This window comes from Dactylosporangium sp. NPDC049525 (genome assembly GCF_040676755.1).
In the GTDB taxonomy this organism is placed as follows: Bacteria; Actinomycetota; Actinomycetes; order Mycobacteriales; family Micromonosporaceae; genus Dactylosporangium.
Genome location: NZ_JBFAPO010000048.1, coordinates 39,928 through 56,255, shown reverse-complemented (window position 1 = coordinate 56,255; position 16,328 = coordinate 39,928). Strand labels below are relative to the sequence as shown.

15 protein-coding genes are annotated in these 16,328 nt (G+C 71.1%); 6 read left to right on the top strand and 9 right to left on the bottom strand.

Annotation, left to right across the window (positions count from 1 at the left end; all coding sequences use genetic code 11):
• Positions 1-28: 28 nt before the first annotated feature.
• Genes AB0K00_RS42965 through AB0K00_RS42955 form a run of 3 tightly spaced genes read right to left on the bottom strand, consistent with a single transcriptional unit; the run spans position 29 to position 2,542 of the window.
• Positions 29-535, bottom strand: a complete 507-nt coding sequence (locus AB0K00_RS42965) for an NUDIX domain-containing protein (RefSeq protein ID WP_363533776.1) — start codon at positions 533-535, stop codon at positions 29-31.
• Positions 522-920 (bottom strand): TIGR03618 family F420-dependent PPOX class oxidoreductase, encoded by a 399-nt coding sequence (locus AB0K00_RS42960; protein WP_363533773.1) that lies wholly within the window; start codon positions 918-920, stop codon positions 522-524. The genes AB0K00_RS42965 and AB0K00_RS42960 overlap by 14 nt, the downstream gene beginning before the upstream one ends.
• Positions 917-2,542, bottom strand: a complete 1,626-nt coding sequence (locus AB0K00_RS42955) for an ABC-F family ATP-binding cassette domain-containing protein (protein ID WP_363533770.1) — start codon at positions 2,540-2,542, stop codon at positions 917-919. The genes AB0K00_RS42960 and AB0K00_RS42955 overlap by 4 nt, the downstream gene beginning before the upstream one ends.
• Positions 2,543-2,678: 136 nt before the next feature.
• Between AB0K00_RS42955 and AB0K00_RS42950 the strand changes: the two genes are divergently transcribed.
• Complete coding sequence (locus AB0K00_RS42950) at positions 2,679-4,952, top strand: DHA2 family efflux MFS transporter permease subunit (protein WP_363533767.1); 2,274 nt, start codon at positions 2,679-2,681, stop codon at positions 4,950-4,952.
• Positions 4,953-6,303: 1,351 nt separating this feature from the next.
• On the opposite strand, the gene AB0K00_RS42945 is transcribed toward AB0K00_RS42950, so the two are convergent.
• The gene (locus AB0K00_RS42945; RefSeq protein ID WP_363533764.1) at positions 6,304-6,765 is read right to left on the bottom strand and encodes a hypothetical protein; all 462 of its coding nucleotides are present in this window, start codon (positions 6,763-6,765) and stop codon (positions 6,304-6,306) included.
• A gap of 192 nt (positions 6,766-6,957) precedes the next feature.
• On the opposite strand from AB0K00_RS42945, the gene AB0K00_RS42940 reads away from it, so the two are divergent.
• Positions 6,958-7,296 carry a hypothetical protein gene (locus AB0K00_RS42940; RefSeq protein WP_363533761.1) on the top strand — a complete coding sequence of 113 codons (339 nt, stop codon included), beginning with the start codon at positions 6,958-6,960 and terminating at the stop codon, positions 7,294-7,296.
• Positions 7,293-7,943, top strand: a complete 651-nt coding sequence (locus AB0K00_RS42935; RefSeq protein ID WP_363533758.1) for a nucleotidyl transferase AbiEii/AbiGii toxin family protein — start codon at positions 7,293-7,295, stop codon at positions 7,941-7,943. The genes AB0K00_RS42940 and AB0K00_RS42935 overlap by 4 nt, the downstream gene beginning before the upstream one ends.
• Before the next feature lie 37 nt (positions 7,944-7,980).
• On the opposite strand, the gene AB0K00_RS42930 is transcribed toward AB0K00_RS42935, so the two are convergent.
• Positions 7,981-8,250 (bottom strand): hypothetical protein, encoded by a 270-nt coding sequence (locus AB0K00_RS42930; RefSeq protein ID WP_363533755.1) that lies wholly within the window; start codon positions 8,248-8,250, stop codon positions 7,981-7,983.
• Positions 8,251-8,448: 198 nt separating this feature from the next.
• Here AB0K00_RS42930 and AB0K00_RS42925 point away from each other — a divergent pair, with 198 nt between their 5' ends.
• Entirely contained in the window at positions 8,449-10,578 is a 2,130-nt protein-coding gene (locus AB0K00_RS42925; protein ID WP_363533752.1) for an acyltransferase family protein, read from the top strand.
• Here the strand turns inward: AB0K00_RS42925 and AB0K00_RS42920 are convergent.
• From AB0K00_RS42920 to AB0K00_RS42910, 3 genes are read right to left on the bottom strand one after another with little or no spacing between them, the layout of a single operon-like run.
• Positions 10,571-11,800, bottom strand: coding sequence for a hypothetical protein (locus tag AB0K00_RS42920; RefSeq protein ID WP_363533749.1), 1,230 nt, complete (start codon positions 11,798-11,800; stop codon positions 10,571-10,573). The genes AB0K00_RS42925 and AB0K00_RS42920 overlap by 8 nt on opposite strands.
• Positions 11,703-12,413, bottom strand: a complete 711-nt coding sequence (locus tag AB0K00_RS42915) for an enterochelin esterase (RefSeq protein ID WP_363533746.1) — start codon at positions 12,411-12,413, stop codon at positions 11,703-11,705. The genes AB0K00_RS42920 and AB0K00_RS42915 overlap by 98 nt, the downstream gene beginning before the upstream one ends.
• The gene (locus AB0K00_RS42910) at positions 12,414-12,662 is read right to left on the bottom strand and encodes a PspC domain-containing protein (RefSeq protein ID WP_203853190.1); all 249 of its coding nucleotides are present in this window, start codon (positions 12,660-12,662) and stop codon (positions 12,414-12,416) included.
• A 119-nt stretch (positions 12,663-12,781) separates the two neighbouring features.
• Here AB0K00_RS42910 and AB0K00_RS42905 point away from each other — a divergent pair, with 119 nt between their 5' ends.
• On the top strand, positions 12,782-13,300 hold the full coding sequence (locus AB0K00_RS42905) for a general stress protein (protein WP_363533742.1): 519 nt from the start codon (positions 12,782-12,784) through the stop codon (positions 13,298-13,300).
• Between the two features lie 22 nt (positions 13,301-13,322).
• The gene (locus tag AB0K00_RS42900) at positions 13,323-15,215 is read left to right on the top strand and encodes a hypothetical protein (protein ID WP_363533739.1); all 1,893 of its coding nucleotides are present in this window, start codon (positions 13,323-13,325) and stop codon (positions 15,213-15,215) included.
• A gap of 11 nt (positions 15,216-15,226) precedes the next feature.
• Here AB0K00_RS42900 and AB0K00_RS42895 read toward each other — a convergent pair whose 3' ends face one another.
• Positions 15,227-16,288, bottom strand: coding sequence for an AI-2E family transporter (locus AB0K00_RS42895; RefSeq protein ID WP_363533888.1), 1,062 nt, complete (start codon positions 16,286-16,288; stop codon positions 15,227-15,229).
• Positions 16,289-16,328: the final 40 nt, after the last annotated feature.

Genomic DNA, 16,328 nt, shown 5'->3' with positions numbered 1-16,328 from the left:
GCGGCGAGCTGTCGCCGCCCTCACGCCGTCACATGGAAGGCTCGACCAGGGCGGAGTGGTGCGAGCCGACGGGGGCGAACCACGCTTCCTTCGCGTCGCGCAACGCCAGCTCGACCCGCAGCCGCGAATACGGCTCCAGCTCCGGCAGCTCGGTCGGCGCGAACCAGCCGACGTCGAGCGACTCGTCGTCGTTGACCCGCGCCGTGCCGCCGACCGCCCGGCACAGGAACGTCAGGCTGAGGTATTCGCAGCGATCGCCGTTCGGATATTCCACCGGGTGCGTGGCCACGCCGAGGAGCCGTTCGACCACGACGTCGACGCCGGTCTCCTCGCGTACCTCCCGCACGACGGTCTCGGCGGGCTGCTCGCCGGGCTCGACCATCCCCGCGACGACGGCCCACCGGCCGGTGTCGCTGCGCCGCCCGAACAGCAGCCGGCCGTGCTCGTCGACCACGATCGCGCCGACGCCGGGCAGGAGCAGCAGATCGTGACCGATGTGCGTGCGCATGACCCGGATGTAGTCAGGAATCCCCATCCGGCGAACCTACCGGCACCGCGGGCCGCTCGGTGCCCAGCACCCTCGTCACCGTGATCACGATGACCACCCGCGCCGGGTTTGGCCGTGGGGTCCGGTAGCGCTGGGCGTACCGGCGCTCCGCGTCCGCGACGGCATCGGGGTCCGCGTCGATGACGGCGGTGCCCTCGAGGGTCGTCCAGCGGCGCCCGTCGACCTGGCAGACCGCCACCCGCGGGTTGGCGCGGACGTTGCGGACCTTCTGCGACGTGCCCGACGTGATCACCCGGGCGACGCCGGCCGCCGGGTCGTACGTGACGCCGACGGGCGCCACGTGCGGGGTCCCGTCGGCGCGGATCGTGGTGATCGTGCACAGGTGCCGCTCGGTCCAGAACTCGTCGCTCACCGGACGCTGACCCTCCCGTCGTGCACGTCGATGTGGCGGGTCGTGCGGACCGCCTCCAGCATCCGCCGGTCGTGGGTGACCAGCAGCAGCGTGCCCGGGTACCCGTCCAGGGCCGTCTCCAGCTGCTCGATCGCGGGCAGGTCCAGGTGGTTCGTCGGCTCGTCCAGGACCAGGAGGTTGACCCCACGGCCCTGCAGCAGCGCCAGGGCCGCCCGGGTCCGCTCGCCGGGGGACAGGCTCGCCGCGGGGCGCAGCACGTGGTGCGACTTCAGCCCGAACTTCGCCAGCAGCGTGCGGACGTCCGCCGGCAGCAGGTCCGGCACGGCGGCGCAGAACGCGTCCAGCAGCGGCTGGTCGTTGAGGAACAGGCCACGGGCCTGGTCGACCTCGCCGACCACCACCCCCGGGCCGAGCGCCGCGGTGCCGCTGGTCAGCGGGATCCGTTGCAGCATCGCGCCGAGCAGCGTGGACTTGCCCGCGCCGTTGGCGCCGGTGATCGCGACCCGGTCGGCCCAGTCGACCTGCAGGTTGACCGGTCCGAGTGTGAACGAGCCCCTGGTCACCACGGCCTGGTTCAGCGTCGCCACGATCGCGCCGGCCCGGGGCGCGGCGGCGATCTCCATCCGCAGCTGCCACTCCTTGCGGGGCTCCTCGACCACCTCGAGCCGCTCGATCATCCGGTCGGTCTGGCGGGCCTTCGCCGCCTGCTTCTCGGTCCCCTCGATCTTCTTGCCCTTGCTGACCTTGTCGTTGTCGGGCTGTTTGCGGCGGGCGTTCTTCACGCCCTTCTCCATCCACGCGCGCTGCATCCGTGCCCGGGCCTCGAGGTCGGACTTCTTGTCGTCGTAGTCCTCGTACGCCTCCCGGGCCCGCCGCTTCGCGATCGCCTTCTCCTCCAGGTAGGCGCCGTAGCCGCCGCCGAAGAAGTTCACCTGCTGCTGGGCGAGGTCCAGCTCCAGCACGCCCGTGGCGGTGCGGGCCAGGAACTCCCGGTCGTGGCTGACGATCACCGCGCCGGCCTTGAGGCCCTGCACGAACCGCTCCAGGCGCTCCAGGCCGTCGAGGTCCAGATCGTTGGTCGGCTCGTCGAGCAGGAACACGTCGTACCGCGACAGCAGCAGCGACGCCATCCCGGCCCGGGCGGCCTGCCCGCCGGACAGCGCGGTCATCGGCAGGTCCAGGTCCACGGCGAGGCCCAGGTCGGCGGCCACCGCCGCGGCGCGTTCGTCGAGGTCGGCGCCGCCGAGGGCGAGCCAGCGCTCCAGCGCGTCGCCGTATTCGTCCGGATCCTGCTCGATGTGCTCCGCCGCGGCATCCATCCGCTTTTGCGCGTCGGCGACGCCGGTGCGGCGGGCCAGGAACTGCAGCAGCGTCTCGCCCTCGCGGCGGTCCGGCTCCTGCGGCAGGTACCCGATGATCGCGGTCGGCGGGTTGAGCCCGAACCTGCCCGCCTCCGTCGGCAGCAGCCCCGCGAGGGTGCGCAGCAGCGTCGACTTGCCCGCCCCGTTCGCCCCGACCAGGCCGATCACGTCGCCCGGCGCGACGACCAGGTCCAGTCCGGAGAACAACGCCCGATCGCCGTGACCGGCCGCGAGCTCCTTCACCACGAGCGTGGCGCTCACCAGTTACCTCCGCTGTCTTGTCGTACCCCGGGCATATTGTGTCTGAGCGCGCCGGGTCGTGTTTGAGCGCGCCGGTCTTCTCCGCCGGGAGTAGCGTGATTATGAAACGCGATCGGCTCGTAACGGGAGTGATGTCTTGAGCACAACGACCGCCGACGACACGGCCCTGACCCACCGCCAGATCCTCGCGATCCTCGGCGGTCTGATGATGGCGATGTTCCTCGCCGCCCTGGACCAGACCATCGTGTCCACGGCCATGCGCACCATCGCCGACGACCTGGACGGCTTCTCCATCCAGGCGTGGGCGACCACGGCGTTCCTCATCACCTCCACGATCGCGACCCCGCTCTATGGCAAGCTGTCGGACATCTACGGCCGCAAGCCGTTCATCCTCTTCGCCATCGGCATCTTCATCCTCGGCTCCGTGCTGTGCGGCCTCGCCGGCTCCGTCTACCAGCTCGCCGCCTACCGCGCGGTGCAGGGCATCGGCGCCGGCGGCCTGTTCTCCCTCGCGTTCGCGATCATCGGTGACGTCGTCCCGCCCCGCGAGCGGGCCAAGTATCAGGGCTACTTCCTCGCCGTGTTCGGCACGTCCAGCGTCCTGGGCCCGGTCCTCGGCGGCTTCTTCGCCGGCACCGACGAGATCCTCGGCGTCACCGGCTGGCGCTGGATCTTCTACATCAACGTGCCGATCGCCCTCGCCGCGTTCCTCGTCGTCATGCGCGTGCTGCACATCCCGCACCGCCGCCAGGAGCACCGCATCGACTGGCCCGGCGCCGTCGCGCTGGTCATCTGCCTGGTGCCGCTGCTCACCGTCGCCGAGCAGGGCCGCGAGTGGGGCTGGGGCTCCGGCCGCTCCCTGTTGTGTTACGGCATCGGCGCCGTCGGCCTGGTCCTGTTCCTCCTGGCCGAGTGGCGCTACCAGGACGAGGCGCTGCTGCCGCTGCGCCTGTTTCGGGGCCGCACCTTCTCGGTCGCCTCGACCAGCAGCTTCATCCTCGGCATCGCCATGTTCGGCGGCCTGCTGACCCTGCCGCTCTACCTGCAGATCGTGAAGGGCGCCAGCCCCACCAAGGCCGGCCTCATGCTGCTGCCACTGGTCTTGGGCATCATGACCGGCTCGATCGTGTCCGGCCAGGTCATCGCCCGCACCGGCAAGTATCGCAAGTTCCCGATCATCGGCTCGCTGTTGATGGTCGCCGCGCTCGCCCTGTTCTCCCGCATCGGCGCCGACACCCCGACCTGGCAGACGATGCTCGTCATGGCCCTCATGGGTCTCGGCCTCGGCGGCAACATGCAGCCGGTCATCACCGCCGCGCAAAACGCCGCAAACCCACGCGAGATCGGCGTCGCCACCTCGACGGTGACCTTCTTCCGCTCAATGGGCGGCACCGTCGGCGCCGCGGTCTTCCTCTCGGTCCTGTTCAGCCTCCTGCCCGACAAGATCAAGGGCGCCTTCACCGCCGCCCAGGCAACCCCCGAGTTCCAGGATGCCGCCCGCGCCCACCCCGACCAGATCCAGCTCATCCAGAAGGCCGGCACCTCAGGCAGCGCCAGCGCCCTCAACGACACCTCGTTCGTCAACCGCCTCGCCAACGCCCTCGCCCACCCGTTCAAGGTCGGCTTCTCCGACTCGATGAGCATCGTCTTCATGGTCGCCGCCGCCATCATGGTCGTCGGCTTCATCGTCATCCTGTTCCTGCCCGAAGTCCCGCTGCGCTCCCTGTCCGCCGCCCAACAACGAGCCCAAGAAGACGCCCACGACGCCGCCCCCTCCACCCCCGCCGCGTCACCTGCTGGTGCCTCGCCCGCTGGATCGCCTGCGGGCGTGTCGCCTGCTGGTGCTTCGCTAGGTGGCGCCTCGCGAGCAAGTGGCGCCGCAGGCGCAGACGGGGCCACGGGCGCCGCGTCCACGCACGCCGTCGTCGGCAACGGATCGGGTCCGAGCGGCAGTATCGACGCCGGCACGGCCATCAGCGGTGACGGGGTTGCTGGCACCGCGTCCAAGCACGCCGCCGGTAACGGATCGGGTCCGAGCGCTGACGTCGACGCCGGCACGGCCATCAGCGCTGATGCGGTTGCTGATGCCGCGTCCATGCACGCTGTCGCCGGTAACGGATCGGGTCCGAGCGGCAGTATCGACGCCGGCACGGCTGTCAGCGGTGATGGGGCCGCTGGCGCGGACTCGGGAGCGCGGCCGAGTTCTGGAGTGTCCAGCTTCGGCCCTGCCACGGCCGGCGGGGGCACATCCCACTCCGGTGCCGCGGACGGAGCGACGTCAGGCGCCCACGCCGCGGACGGCGTCGCCGCACCCCACACCGGACACACGCCACACCACGCGGTAGGCGCACACGAAGCCGACGGCGAGGCCGACACGCACGACGAAGCGGAGCCCCGCCACTCCCGCTGATCGCAGCACCTGTTCCACAACCCGACGGATCCCCCGGTGCTGGGACACCGGAAAATCCGTCGGGTTGTGGAGGCCCGGCTGGGTGTCCACTCCGCGGACCGGCCGACGGAACACCCGGCCGTCGCCCTGATCGACGGAACGCCCCGCCGCCGTCTCAGCCGACGGAACGCCCGGCCGCTGTCTCAGCCGACGGAATATCCGGCTGTTGTCGCGGCCCGATGGGATGCCTGGCCGTTGCCCCCTGAGCGACTGACCGCCGTCTGGCCGGCGTCGACGTCACGCCACGTCCCATCGCGCGGACATTTGGGGCATGCCCGTGCTGGGACGTTGCCGCTGACTCCAACTTCCGCCGCGCTGTGCACCACGCCGTCGGCGCCTGCGCGAGGTGGTGCCGCACGATGAACCGGCGCACGGCAAAGGCTCACGCCATGGACGGCGTCACCGAACCTGGCGCCGATCACGCCTGGGTCCAGACGTGAGACCGCCTGACCCACGACCCGGCACACCGTTGCACCCGCCGCGCCCGCAACCGGCAGCCGCCGAACAACCCGAAGGATCCGAGGGGTGGGGGCACCGCGGATCCTTCGGGTTGTCGGAACAATCCACCCTGCGGACAACCCAGCTCGGCGGCACGACCCGCCGCCGTCGAGGCTGCCAGCCGTCACCGCTCCAAGGCCACGGCACCGACCGGCAGCCCCGGCTCACACCTATCCGCAAAAGCTTCATCCAAGAACAAATCGCACGATTTCCGCCCTTCGACCAACCACAATCGCAACTGGTTCCGGGACACCGGAAACACTTCGGGTTGCGCCGGACCGAATGGTGTCCGCTCCGCAGACCCGGCCCACGGGGTGCCTGGCCGTTGTCCCGGGCGACGGCGTCCTGGCCGACGTCGCGTCACGCGGACATTTGTGGTTGCCCCGTGCTGGGACATTGCCGCTGACTCCATACTCCCGCCGCGCTGCCACATCACGCCGTCGGCGCCCGCTAGGTGCCGCCGTGCGATGAACGGGTGCACACAAAGGCTCGCGCTACGGACGGCGTCACCGAACCTTGCGCCGATCACGCCTCGCACGCACCACGCCACCCCACGAGAGCACCAGCGCACCCGAGGCTGACGGCGAAGCTCCTGTCCGCGGCGATGCGGGGCCCCGCCGTTCCCCGCTTCGTCCGTCGTCCTGCTCGCCGCGCGGGTTTCCGTCGCGGCGGGCGCGATCAACCCGCCGTGCCGCCGAAGTTTGGTGGTCGGAGTCGGCAGCGGGGTGCTGTGTCGCGGGGAGTGGCAGGACCGGACTCCCACGACCCGGTGGATTGGTGTTCTGGGGTGACCGCAATCCACCGGGTTGTCGGGTCACCAGAGCCAGCGGGAGGTGTGGCGGTGGTCGGTGGTGGTGGGGTCGACGTCGACGGTGCCGGTGGCGCGGTGGTGCTGGATGGCCAGGTGGCATTCGTCGCGGACGCGGACGCGCTGTGGTCTCGTCCACGTGGTGAGGATGAACCTGCGGGTCGGGCCGTCCTGGAACCACGGCCGGGGCTCGATGCGCGGGTGCCAGACGCAGTGGGTGGAAGGCTGCGGGGCGAGGTACTGCCACAGGTCCGGCGCGGCGGGCAGGTCGCAGCGGGGCGTCGGCTGGGCGTACGCCCGCATGACCCACGGCACGAAGGTCGGCGCGAAGGTGGGCGCGGCCGGGCGGCGCTGGGTGAGGCGGGCCGGACCCGGGTATTTAGTGGAGTAGAGGGCCGCGCATCGGTGCAGCGGTTCCCACCATGCGGCGCGCGTCCAGGAAGGGGCGTCGCGGTCGGTGCGTGACATGGGTTGACCCCGATTCAGGGCCGCAGGGTGCGGCCCATAAACAGGGGTGTGCGGTGTCGTACACCAGCGTCAGCACCCGCCCAGAATAGACCAGCGGCGGGCGGCAAGGTGGCACGCCGGATGGCACGCGGGGGCTTCGGGTGGTGACCGGCGGTACACTACGGCCAAACAGGCACCAGGAGAGGGCCGGGCATGCAGGACGAGACGGATCCGGGACGCGTCGCGTTTCTTGCGCGGCCGCACCGTCCCGCGCTCGTCTCGCGGACGCTGACCGAGTTGCGCGGGCCGGTCCGAGGGGTGGTCGAGCTGCCGCAGCGGCTGATGTGGAATCCGCGGCGTGACTTCGACCTCGACAACCCCGACCTGCTGCTGTGGATGTATGAGAATGTGCTGCGCGAGGCGATCCGCCTCGAGGAGCTGCGCCGCTGGGTCAACGGAAAGGCCCTGGTCAGGGTGTGGCCGGAGCTGAACCTGCCCCGCGGGGTCCGCCTGGCGTGGGAGGCCCGTCACCAGCAGCTCCGCCTCAGGTGAGCGACAGCACGACCGATCCGTTCTACACCGAGGTCGCCAGGATCGCCCTCGCGGTGGGGGAGCGGCACGGGTTCGTGCTCGGCGGTGGGTTCGCGTGGTTGATGAGCGGGCTCGTCAGCAGGCCGACCGAGGACGTGGACCTGTTCACCGACACCGACGGTGGGGCGGGCCGGGCCGCGGACGCCGTGTGCCAGGCGTTGCGGAAGGCCGGATACACCGTCGAGGAAGAGGAGGCCGACGACCTCCTCGAGCTGTTCGCGGGTTTCGACCAGCGGGAGTTCACCGTCGGTGACGGCGGCAGGACCGTGCGGTTGACGTTGAGCCGGCTGGACCGGACCGAGAGTCCGGTCATGATGGACGTCGGGCCGGTCATGCACCGCGACGACCTGATCGCCACGAAGGTTGCGGCGCTGGTCAACCGGCGGGAGGTCCGCGACTACATCGACGTCGCCGCGGCGCTGCAACACTATGACGTGGGGCAGCTGCTGGAGCTTGCCCGGCGGCAGGACCCGGCCCTCGAGGACGACGACGTGCACGCCGCGGGTCGCTACCTGGACCGGCTCGACGACGGCCGGTTCGCCTACTACGGGCTGACCCCGGAGCGGGTCAGCGAGCTCCGCCAACGCTTGCGAGCGTGGCCCCGCTAGACGCGAGCGTCGCCCCGGTAGACGCGAGCATCGCCCGTCAGACGCCCGCGAGCGTCGCCTCGTTGGACAGGACGTTGGCGAAGCCGCGCAGCGTGCGGTCGACCTGGCGGCGGGCGGCGGGGCCCTTCCCGGTCACGTACGCGGAGCCGGTCAGCTCCATCCGCTCGCGGCCGTTGGTGCCGAGCACCCGGGTCAGCAGCACCTTGCCCACGCCGTCGACCTCCATGACGACCGGGTGGGCGCGGTGCTCGCCGAGACCGCACCGGTGTCCACGGGCGCACCATTCGGGGTGGTCGTACGGGCGCATAGGGCAAACCTCCAAAAAGCAGGAAACCAACACCGTCGACGCTACGAGGCCCCGAGCAGCACCGACTACGGATTGTGACGCGCGCTACCGTCGCGTCACGCCTGCGGGGGACCCGTCCCGGTGAGCCGCGTCACCTGGGATCCGGTGGCAATGAGGCACCCGCTACCGTGTCCCGGTGCCGAGCCGGAGGAGGGGCGTGTGACCACCTATCAGCCCTACCGGACGGCACCGCAGGTCCCAGCGCCGCAACGGCCGCCGAGCGAAGACCGCTTCCGGCCGGACATCGAGGGACTGAGGGCGGTCGCGGTGCTGCTCGTGGTCGCCAACCACGCCGGCCTCGGCCTCGTGCACGGCGGGTACGTCGGCGTCGACGTCTTCTTCGTCATCTCCGGGTTCCTCATCACCCTGCACCTGTTCCGGGAGCTGCAGCGCACCGGCAAGATCGGCTTCGGCGCGTTCTACGGGCGGCGGATCGTGCGCCTGCTGCCCGCCTCGACCGTGGTCGTCATCGCGACCGTCGCGGCCGCGTGGACGTGGATGTCGCCGGTCCAGGCGAAGGCGGTGGTGTACGACGCGCTGGCCGCCTCCGCGTACGGGATCAACGTCCGGCTGTCCGTGCTCGGCACCGACTACCTGTCCGCGGAGCTGGAGCCGTCGCCGCTGCAGCACTTCTGGTCCCTCGCGGTCGAGGAGCAGTTCTACTTCATCTGGCCGCTGCTGCTGGTCGTGGCCGCCACCCGCAGAGCCAGCCGGAAAAGCGCCGCGATCGCCCTGACCCTGCTGGCCGTGGTGTCGTTCGCGGTGTGCGTGTGGCAGACCGGGCACTCGCAGCCGTGGGCGTACTTCGGCATCCAGGCCCGCGCCTGGGAACTGGCCGCCGGAGCCCTGGTTGCCCTGGCCGCGGAACGCCTGAAGAACGCACGACTCACCGCAGGAGCGACCTGGCTCGGCCTCGCCGCCATCGTCGGCGCCGCCCTGCTGTTCGACGAGACGACCCGCTTCCCCGGCGCGGCGGCGCTGCTCCCGGTCGCCGGCGCGCTCCTCGTCATCGCCGGCGGCTGCGCAAAGCCCAGCTGGGGCGCGGTCAAGCTGCTGGGCACCGCGCCGATGCAAGCCATCGGGAAGCTCTCCTACAGCTGGTACCTGTGGCACTGGCCGGCGCTCATGCTCGCCCCGCACGTCGCCGGCCACGAGCTCGGCACGTGGACGAAGGCCGCGGTCGCCGTCGGCAGCCTCATCCCGGCGTGGCTGTCGCTGCGGCTGGTGGAGAACCGGGTCCGGTTCAACCCGGTGTTCAAGCGCCGCCCCCGCCGCGGGCTCGGCCTCGGCGCGACCCTCACCGCCCTGGCCTGCGGCGCCGCGGTGATCTTCCTGGGGCTGCCGAACGAGGTCGAGGGCAAGGGCACCGCGCAGGACACCGCGGCGGTGATCTCCGAGTCGCAGCAGCTCGCCGACGCCCGCAAGCAGCTGCTCGACCTGATCGAGACGAGCGCGACGCTGACCGCGATGCCGCAGAACCTGACGCCGCCCGTGACCGCCGCGACCAACGACCGGCCGCAGGCGTCGAAGGGCTGCCTCGCCTCGCTGGACGAGACGTCGATCAAGCCGGCGCTGGGCCAGGGCTGCGACCAGCACGGCGACCCGCAGGGCACGACGACGATGGTGCTGTTCGGCGACTCGCACACCGAGCAGTGGTTCGACGCCGTGGACGCGGTCGCGAAACGCCGGCACTGGCGGCTCGTCGTGCTCGCGAAGTCCGGGTGCACGCCCGCCGACGCGTACACCATCAAGGTCAACGCGCGCCGGGCGTTCACGGAGTGCGCGTCCTGGCGCGAAGAGGCGTTCGCGAAGATCAAAGAGCTCAAACCGGCGTTGGTACTGCTGTCGACCCGCACCTACACGGACCCGCCCGTCGACAAATCCGGTGCGGTGACGGTCGGCAAGGCCGAGGCGGACGACGCGTGGGCGAAGGCCCTGATCCGCTCCGCGAAGCGGATCCAGCAGCTCGGTGCCCGGCCGGTCATCATGCAGGACACCCCGGACCCGCGTGGCGCCAGCGTCCCGGACTGCGTCGCCGCGCATCCCGACGCGGTGCAGCAGTGCGCGCTGAAGGTCGCCACCGCCGTCTACGCTACCCGCGTGACCGCGAACGCCGACGCGGCCAAGGAAGCGGGCTTCACGGTCATCGACCCGACCGCGTGGTTCTGCACCGCCACGGTCTGCCCCGTGATCGTCGGCAACGCGCTGGTGTACCGCGACGGCAGCCACGTCACGACCAGCTACGTCAAGCTGCTCACCCCGCTGCTGCAGGCGGAGCTGGTCAGCTGATCGTGTCGCGCTTCCACAGGTCGATGAGGCCGCGGAAGTGCGCGATGAACCGGTCGTGCTCGTGCGGCGGGTAGGTGCCACGTACCGTGTCCACCAGCAGGTCGTCGAAGTCCTGGGAGGCCACCCACTCGGCGACCACCGACGGCACGTGCGGCAGCGCCGTGTCGCAGAACTCGCGGTATTCCTCGACGGCGAGGTAGTCGTCGGCGATGCGGCGGTACGCGGCGAGCTTGCCCCGGTAGTCCAGATCGGGGTCGTCGGCGACGGCAAAGTAGCGCGCGGTGTCCAGGTCCAGGCTGGGCCGGCGGCCGGTCACGACGCAGAACGCGGACCAGCGCACCAGCGCCGTCATCGCCCACGGGAAGTAGTAGTGCAGGCTGGTGAGGGCGACGTCGGGGCACGCGTTCGCGTAGTCGATCGGGTGGACGACCCCGTCGCGGACCAGGGTCTCGCACGAGTTGAACTCCCACCGGAAGAACGCGTTCACCAGGCGGGAGATCGTGATGACCTCGTCGCCGACGGTCGCGTCGAGGAAGTCGTGCTCGACCGCGTACCGCTCGTGCATCGGCAGTTCGGGGCGGAACTTCATGACCATCGTCTCGGGCCCGATCGTCAGGGACCGGGTGAACACGTCGTAGCCCTCGATCGACTGCTGCAGGTGCATGAGCCGCTCGCCGGACTGGTCGTAGGCGGCGTGCAGCGCGGTCGAGTCCGCGATCCGGGACACCCCGACCCACGCGCCACCGTCGTACGGCTTCATGAACATGGGATACCCGATGTCCTCGGCGACCGCGTCGAGGTCGAACGGCTGGTTGTACCGCTCCGCGGTGTACGCCCACTTCGCGTGGTCGACCGGGTTCTTGTACGGCACCAGGACCGTCTCCGGCACGTGCAGGCCGAGGCGCATCATCGCGCAGTAGGCGGCGTGCTTCTCCATCGACTGGAACGTGAACGGGCTGTTGAGCAGGTACACGTCGTCCATCAGCGCGATCTTCTTCAGCCACTCGCGCGGGTGGTAGTACCAGTAGGCCAGCCGGTCGATGACGAGGTCATGGGAAGGCTTGTCGCGCAGGTTGAACGGCTCGATGCTCACCCTCGCGGTGCGCAGGTCGTGCGCGACGCCGTCACGGCCGCGGATCGGACCGATCCGGCCGATCAACGTCTCGAAGGCCCGTGGCCAGTCCTGCTCCGTGCCGAGCAGCAGGCCGATGAGATGGTCCATCCGTGAACTCCCGGAGCAGCGGTGGCAGGTGCGGGCGGAGTGCGTCGCGCCAGGTCGTCATCGTGTGACCGCCGGGCACCTCGACGAGCGGCACACCGAGCCGCCGCGCCATCGCCCGGTTGTTGTGCAGGTTCTCCTCGTCCTGCCCGCACGTCAACACCGTGCGGGCCGCCGTGGGGGCGGCGACGTCGACGAAGTCCAGGATCCGCCGGAACCGGGGGAAGCCGGACTCCTGCGGGTCCAGCTCAGCGGTGAAGAAGCTCCCCGACTGCAAGAACAGCCCGTCGAAGGTGCCGGGCCGGCGGTGTTCGGCGTGCAGCAGGGCCAGGGCGCCGAGGCTCGCGCCGAGCCCGACCAGGCGGCCGGACGGCAGTCGCGGGAGGACCCGGTCGACGAGGGCGTCGGCGTAGGCGGGGTTCGCCGAATACCACTCGTTGCGGTCGCCGGGGGACAGCAGCGCCACGTGTGCGCCGCTCGCGACGCGGGTCAGCGCGGCGCCGTCCTCGTAGGCGGGTCCGTCGTGCGCGACGAGGACCACGTGCGCGCCGCCGGCCGGCGACACCACCCGGACCTCCATGGTGCCGCCCAGCACCGGCACGCACAACGCGGTCACTCACGCACCATAGGGCAGATGATCGCCGGACGCAGGACTCACCGGCTTGACGTCGGCGGGTGTGTCGGGCATGACGATCCAGAGGATGGGGTACGCCAGGACCGCGGTCCCGCCGGTGAGCAGGACGGCGAGCAGGAAGGCGGCACGGGCCATGGTCGGGTCGACGCCGAAGTACTCGGCGAGGCCGCCGATCACACCGGCGAGGGTGCGGTCGGCGCGGGAACGGCGGAGGCGCTTGATCTCGGTCATGTCCCCAAGGTTGCCCGCTGGAAGGGCCTGACGACCTCGGGTGAGGCCCTGAACGATCCCTGACTCCTCACCCCGTACTCCCGGCGCGGGCGGGTCCAGGTGGCTTTACGATTTCGGCCATGACGACCCCTCCACAGCCCGAATCGAACGTACCGTCCCCTTCCGACGAGCTCGTCGGGCTCGAACGCAGCACGGTCACGATCGCCCGGTACTCCGACTACGCCTCGGCCCAGCGGGCCGTGGACTATCTCTCCGACAACGGGTTCCCGGTCGAGCGGACCGCGATCATCGGCACCGACCTGCGGCTGGTCGAGAACGTGCTGGGCCGCCTCACCACCGGCCGGGCGGCGATGGCCGGCGCGCTGAGCGGCGTCTGGTTCGGCCTCTTCCTGGGCATCCTGTTCACCCTGTTCAGCACGTCGTCGTGGGTCGGCATCATGCTCGCCGCGATCCTCGTCGGCGGCCTGTGGGGCGCCATCTTCGGCGCCCTCGCGCACGCCGCGACCGGCGGGCGGCGCGACTTCACGTCCCGCAGCTCGCTGCAGGCCGGCCAGTATGCGGTGACGGTGGAGGCCGAGGTCGCCGACGAGGCCCGCGTCCTGATCACCCGCGCCACCTGGCGGGCCGCGAACGAGTGACGCCCCCATTACGATCACCGTCGTGGATGTCGATGAGCGGGTGCGGCAGGCGTTCGCGGTCGGCGAGCCACTGAACCTCGGCGGCGCCGACGTGCCCGCCACCCTGCTCATGGAGCTGCTCACGGGGGAGCTGCCCACCCGCCGCGCGGCGCTGCGACTCTACGACGCGCGGGTCACCGGCAAGCTGGTCCTGTCGTTCGCCGAGGTGACCTGCCCCCTGCTCGTGCAGGAGAGCGAGTTGCTCGAGGCGCCGGACCTGTACTGGGCGCGCCTGGCCTTCACCGGGTTCCGCAACACCCGCCTGCCGGGCCTGCACGCGGCCGGGGTGACCGTCGCCGGGCACCTGCGGCTGTCCGGGATCCGGTGTACCGGTGTCGTCAACCTCAGGGGCGCCAAGATCGCCGGTGGGCTGCTGCTGGACCGGGCACACCTGCTGCAGCCCGGCGGCACCGCACTGCTGGCCGAGCGCCTGGAGCTCGGCGGTGACCTGGTCGCCGAGCACGGGTTCCGCGCCGAGGGCACGCTGCGGCTGTTCCAGGCCACCGTGACCGGCGGCATCCACCTCAATGACGCCACCGTCGTCGCTCCGCCGGCGGCGCCGGACGCCCCGCCGGAGACCTTCCACCACCTCGGCGACGGGGAGACCCTCACCGCGCGCCCGGGCGACGCCCTGGGCATCGACCTGGACAGCGCCACCGTCCACGGCGGTCTGTTCGGGCGCCGCGCCGCCGTCCACGGCGAGGTCAGCCTGCGGCACACCACGATCGGCGGCGTCGCCACCTTCAACGGCGCGACGCTGCGCAACCCGGGCGGCGTCGCGATGCGGCTGGACCGGGCCGACGTCGGCGGCGGCGTCCACCTGCTCGGCGGCTGCCAGGTCGAGGGTGAGCTGCGCCTCGTCGGCACCCGCGTCGGGCGGATCCTGCGGCTCACCGGCGCGACCCTCGCCAACCCCGGCGGCCACGCCCTGCGCGCCGACAACTGCACGGTCGACGGCCCGATCGACTGCCGCGACGGGTTCACCGCCACGGGCGAGGTGTCACTGCTCGAGGCACGGGTCGCCGGCCCCGTCTTCTTCGAGGGCGCCCGCCTGGACAACCCCGACGGCACCTCGCTGCGCGCGACCGGCATCGTCACCGGATCGCTGCTGCACTGCGGCGACGGGTTCACCGCTACCGGGCGGGTCACCATGCGCGCGGCGAGGATCGGCGGCCGGCTCTCCTTCCACGACGCGCACCTGCAGGGCGTGTGGTGCACCGGCGCCGAGGCGGCCGAGGTGGACCTGCGCTTCGCCGAACGCCCCGCCGGCCGGTTCGACCTGCGGTACCTGCGGACGGCGCTGCTGCGCGACGACCCCGCGACCTGGCCCGCCGACCTGCGCCTGGACGGTCTCACGTACCAGACGCTGACGCCGCTGCTGGCACCGTCGCAGCGGCTGGAGTGGCTGGCCAGGACCTCCGACGGCCTGCCGCCGCAGCCGTACGAGCAGCTCGCCGCCGTCTACCGGCAGCTGGGTCACGACGAGGACGCCCGGACCGTCCTGCTCGCCAAGCAGCGCCGCCGCCGGTCGACCCGGCCGTGGTGGACGTGGCCGTGGAGCTGGCTGCAGGACGTCACCGTCGGCTACGGGTACCGACCGCAGCGCGCCGCCCTGTGGCTACTGGCGCTGCTCGTCGTGGGCACGGCCGTGTTCAGCGCGTGGCGGCCGGCGCCGGTCAATCCCGGTCAGCCACCCGAGCTGTACCCGGCGATCTACACCCTGGATCTGCTGCTGCCGATCATCGATTTCGGTCAGGAGTCCGCCTACCGCCCGAGCGGCGCCGCGCAGTGGGTGGCGTTCCTGTTCATCGCCGCCGGCTGGACCCTGGCGACCACCGTCGCGGCCGGCTTCACCAGGGTCCTGAGCCGCAGTTGAACCAGCCGTAGCTAGCGGGCGTCCTGGCGGGGCAGGACGACCTCGCGGACGATGAGCTGGATCGCGGCGACGACCGGGATCGCGATCAGCGCGCCGACCACGCCCATGAGGGCCACGCCGAGCAGCACCGACAGGATCGCGGCCAGGTCACTGACCTTGACCGCCCGGCGCATCACCGTCGGGTAGATCAGGTAGTTCTCGACCTGCTGGTAGATGACGAAGAAGATGACGCAGGCGATGCCCGCCGGGATGCTCGTGGCGAACCCGACGACGCTGACCACGATCGCGCCCAGGGTCGCGCCGATCTGCGGGATCAGGTCGGTGATCGCGACCAGGACCGCCAGGGCGTAGGAATACTTGACCTCGAGAATCAGCAGGAACACGAACGACGACATGCCGGCGATGACCGCGATCGAGAGCGCGCCGCCGAGGTAGGCGCCGACCTTCGTGAGGATCTCGTCGCCGAGCAGCCTGACCCGCTCGCGGCGGGAGGCGGGCACGAGCTTGTAGCCGCCCTCCTTCAACCGGTCGAACGCGGCCATGAAATACAGGGTGAGCACGACCACCGTCACGATGTTGAACAGCGCGCTGAACACGACCTGCGCACCACCCCAGACGCCGCCGAGTGCCTTGGTGACGTTGCCGGCGGTGGCCACGGCCTTGAGCTGGTCGAGCAGCTTGTAGTCCTCGTTGAGCTTGTTGAGCTGGTCCTGGTGGCGCAGGTTGTCGATGTAGGTCGGCAGGTTCTCCACCAGCGCCCCGGTCTGCGTCACCAGCGGCGGGATGAGCGCGAGCAGGCCGCCGCACAGCAGCAGCATCGCGCCGAACCCGACGGCGGCGACGGCAAGGACCCGCGGCACACCCCACCTGGTGAGCCGCACGACGGCCGGGTTGAGGCCGATCGCCAGGAACATCGCGATGAAGATCAGCACCAGGATCGAGCGGACCTGGTCGACGGCCTGATACAGGCTGTACGCCAGCAGGAGGCCGAGCCCGCCGAACAGTCCGATGATCAGCGGTGACCGGCGCATCGGCGGCCCCGGAGTGCCGAACCGCGGCGGCACGACGATGATGACCTCGTCGTCGTTCTCTTCGTGCTCGTCGTTCTCCAGG

Coding starts and splice junctions, on each gene's coding strand:
- AB0K00_RS42930 (WP_363533755.1), bottom strand. CDS start 8,250: ATGCGCCCGTACGACCACCCCGAATGGTGCGCCCGTGGACACCGGTGC.
- AB0K00_RS42910 (WP_203853190.1), bottom strand. CDS start 12,662: ATGACCGAGATCAAGCGCCTCCGCCGTTCCCGCGCCGACCGCACCCTC.
- AB0K00_RS42965 (WP_363533776.1), bottom strand. CDS start 535: ATGGGGATTCCTGACTACATCCGGGTCATGCGCACGCACATCGGTCAC.
- AB0K00_RS42920 (WP_363533749.1), bottom strand. CDS start 11,800: ATGGACCATCTCATCGGCCTGCTGCTCGGCACGGAGCAGGACTGGCCA.
- AB0K00_RS42945 (WP_363533764.1), bottom strand. CDS start 6,765: ATGTCACGCACCGACCGCGACGCCCCTTCCTGGACGCGCGCCGCATGG.
- AB0K00_RS42940 (WP_363533761.1), top strand. CDS start 6,958: ATGCAGGACGAGACGGATCCGGGACGCGTCGCGTTTCTTGCGCGGCCG.
- AB0K00_RS42905 (WP_363533742.1), top strand. CDS start 12,782: ATGACGACCCCTCCACAGCCCGAATCGAACGTACCGTCCCCTTCCGAC.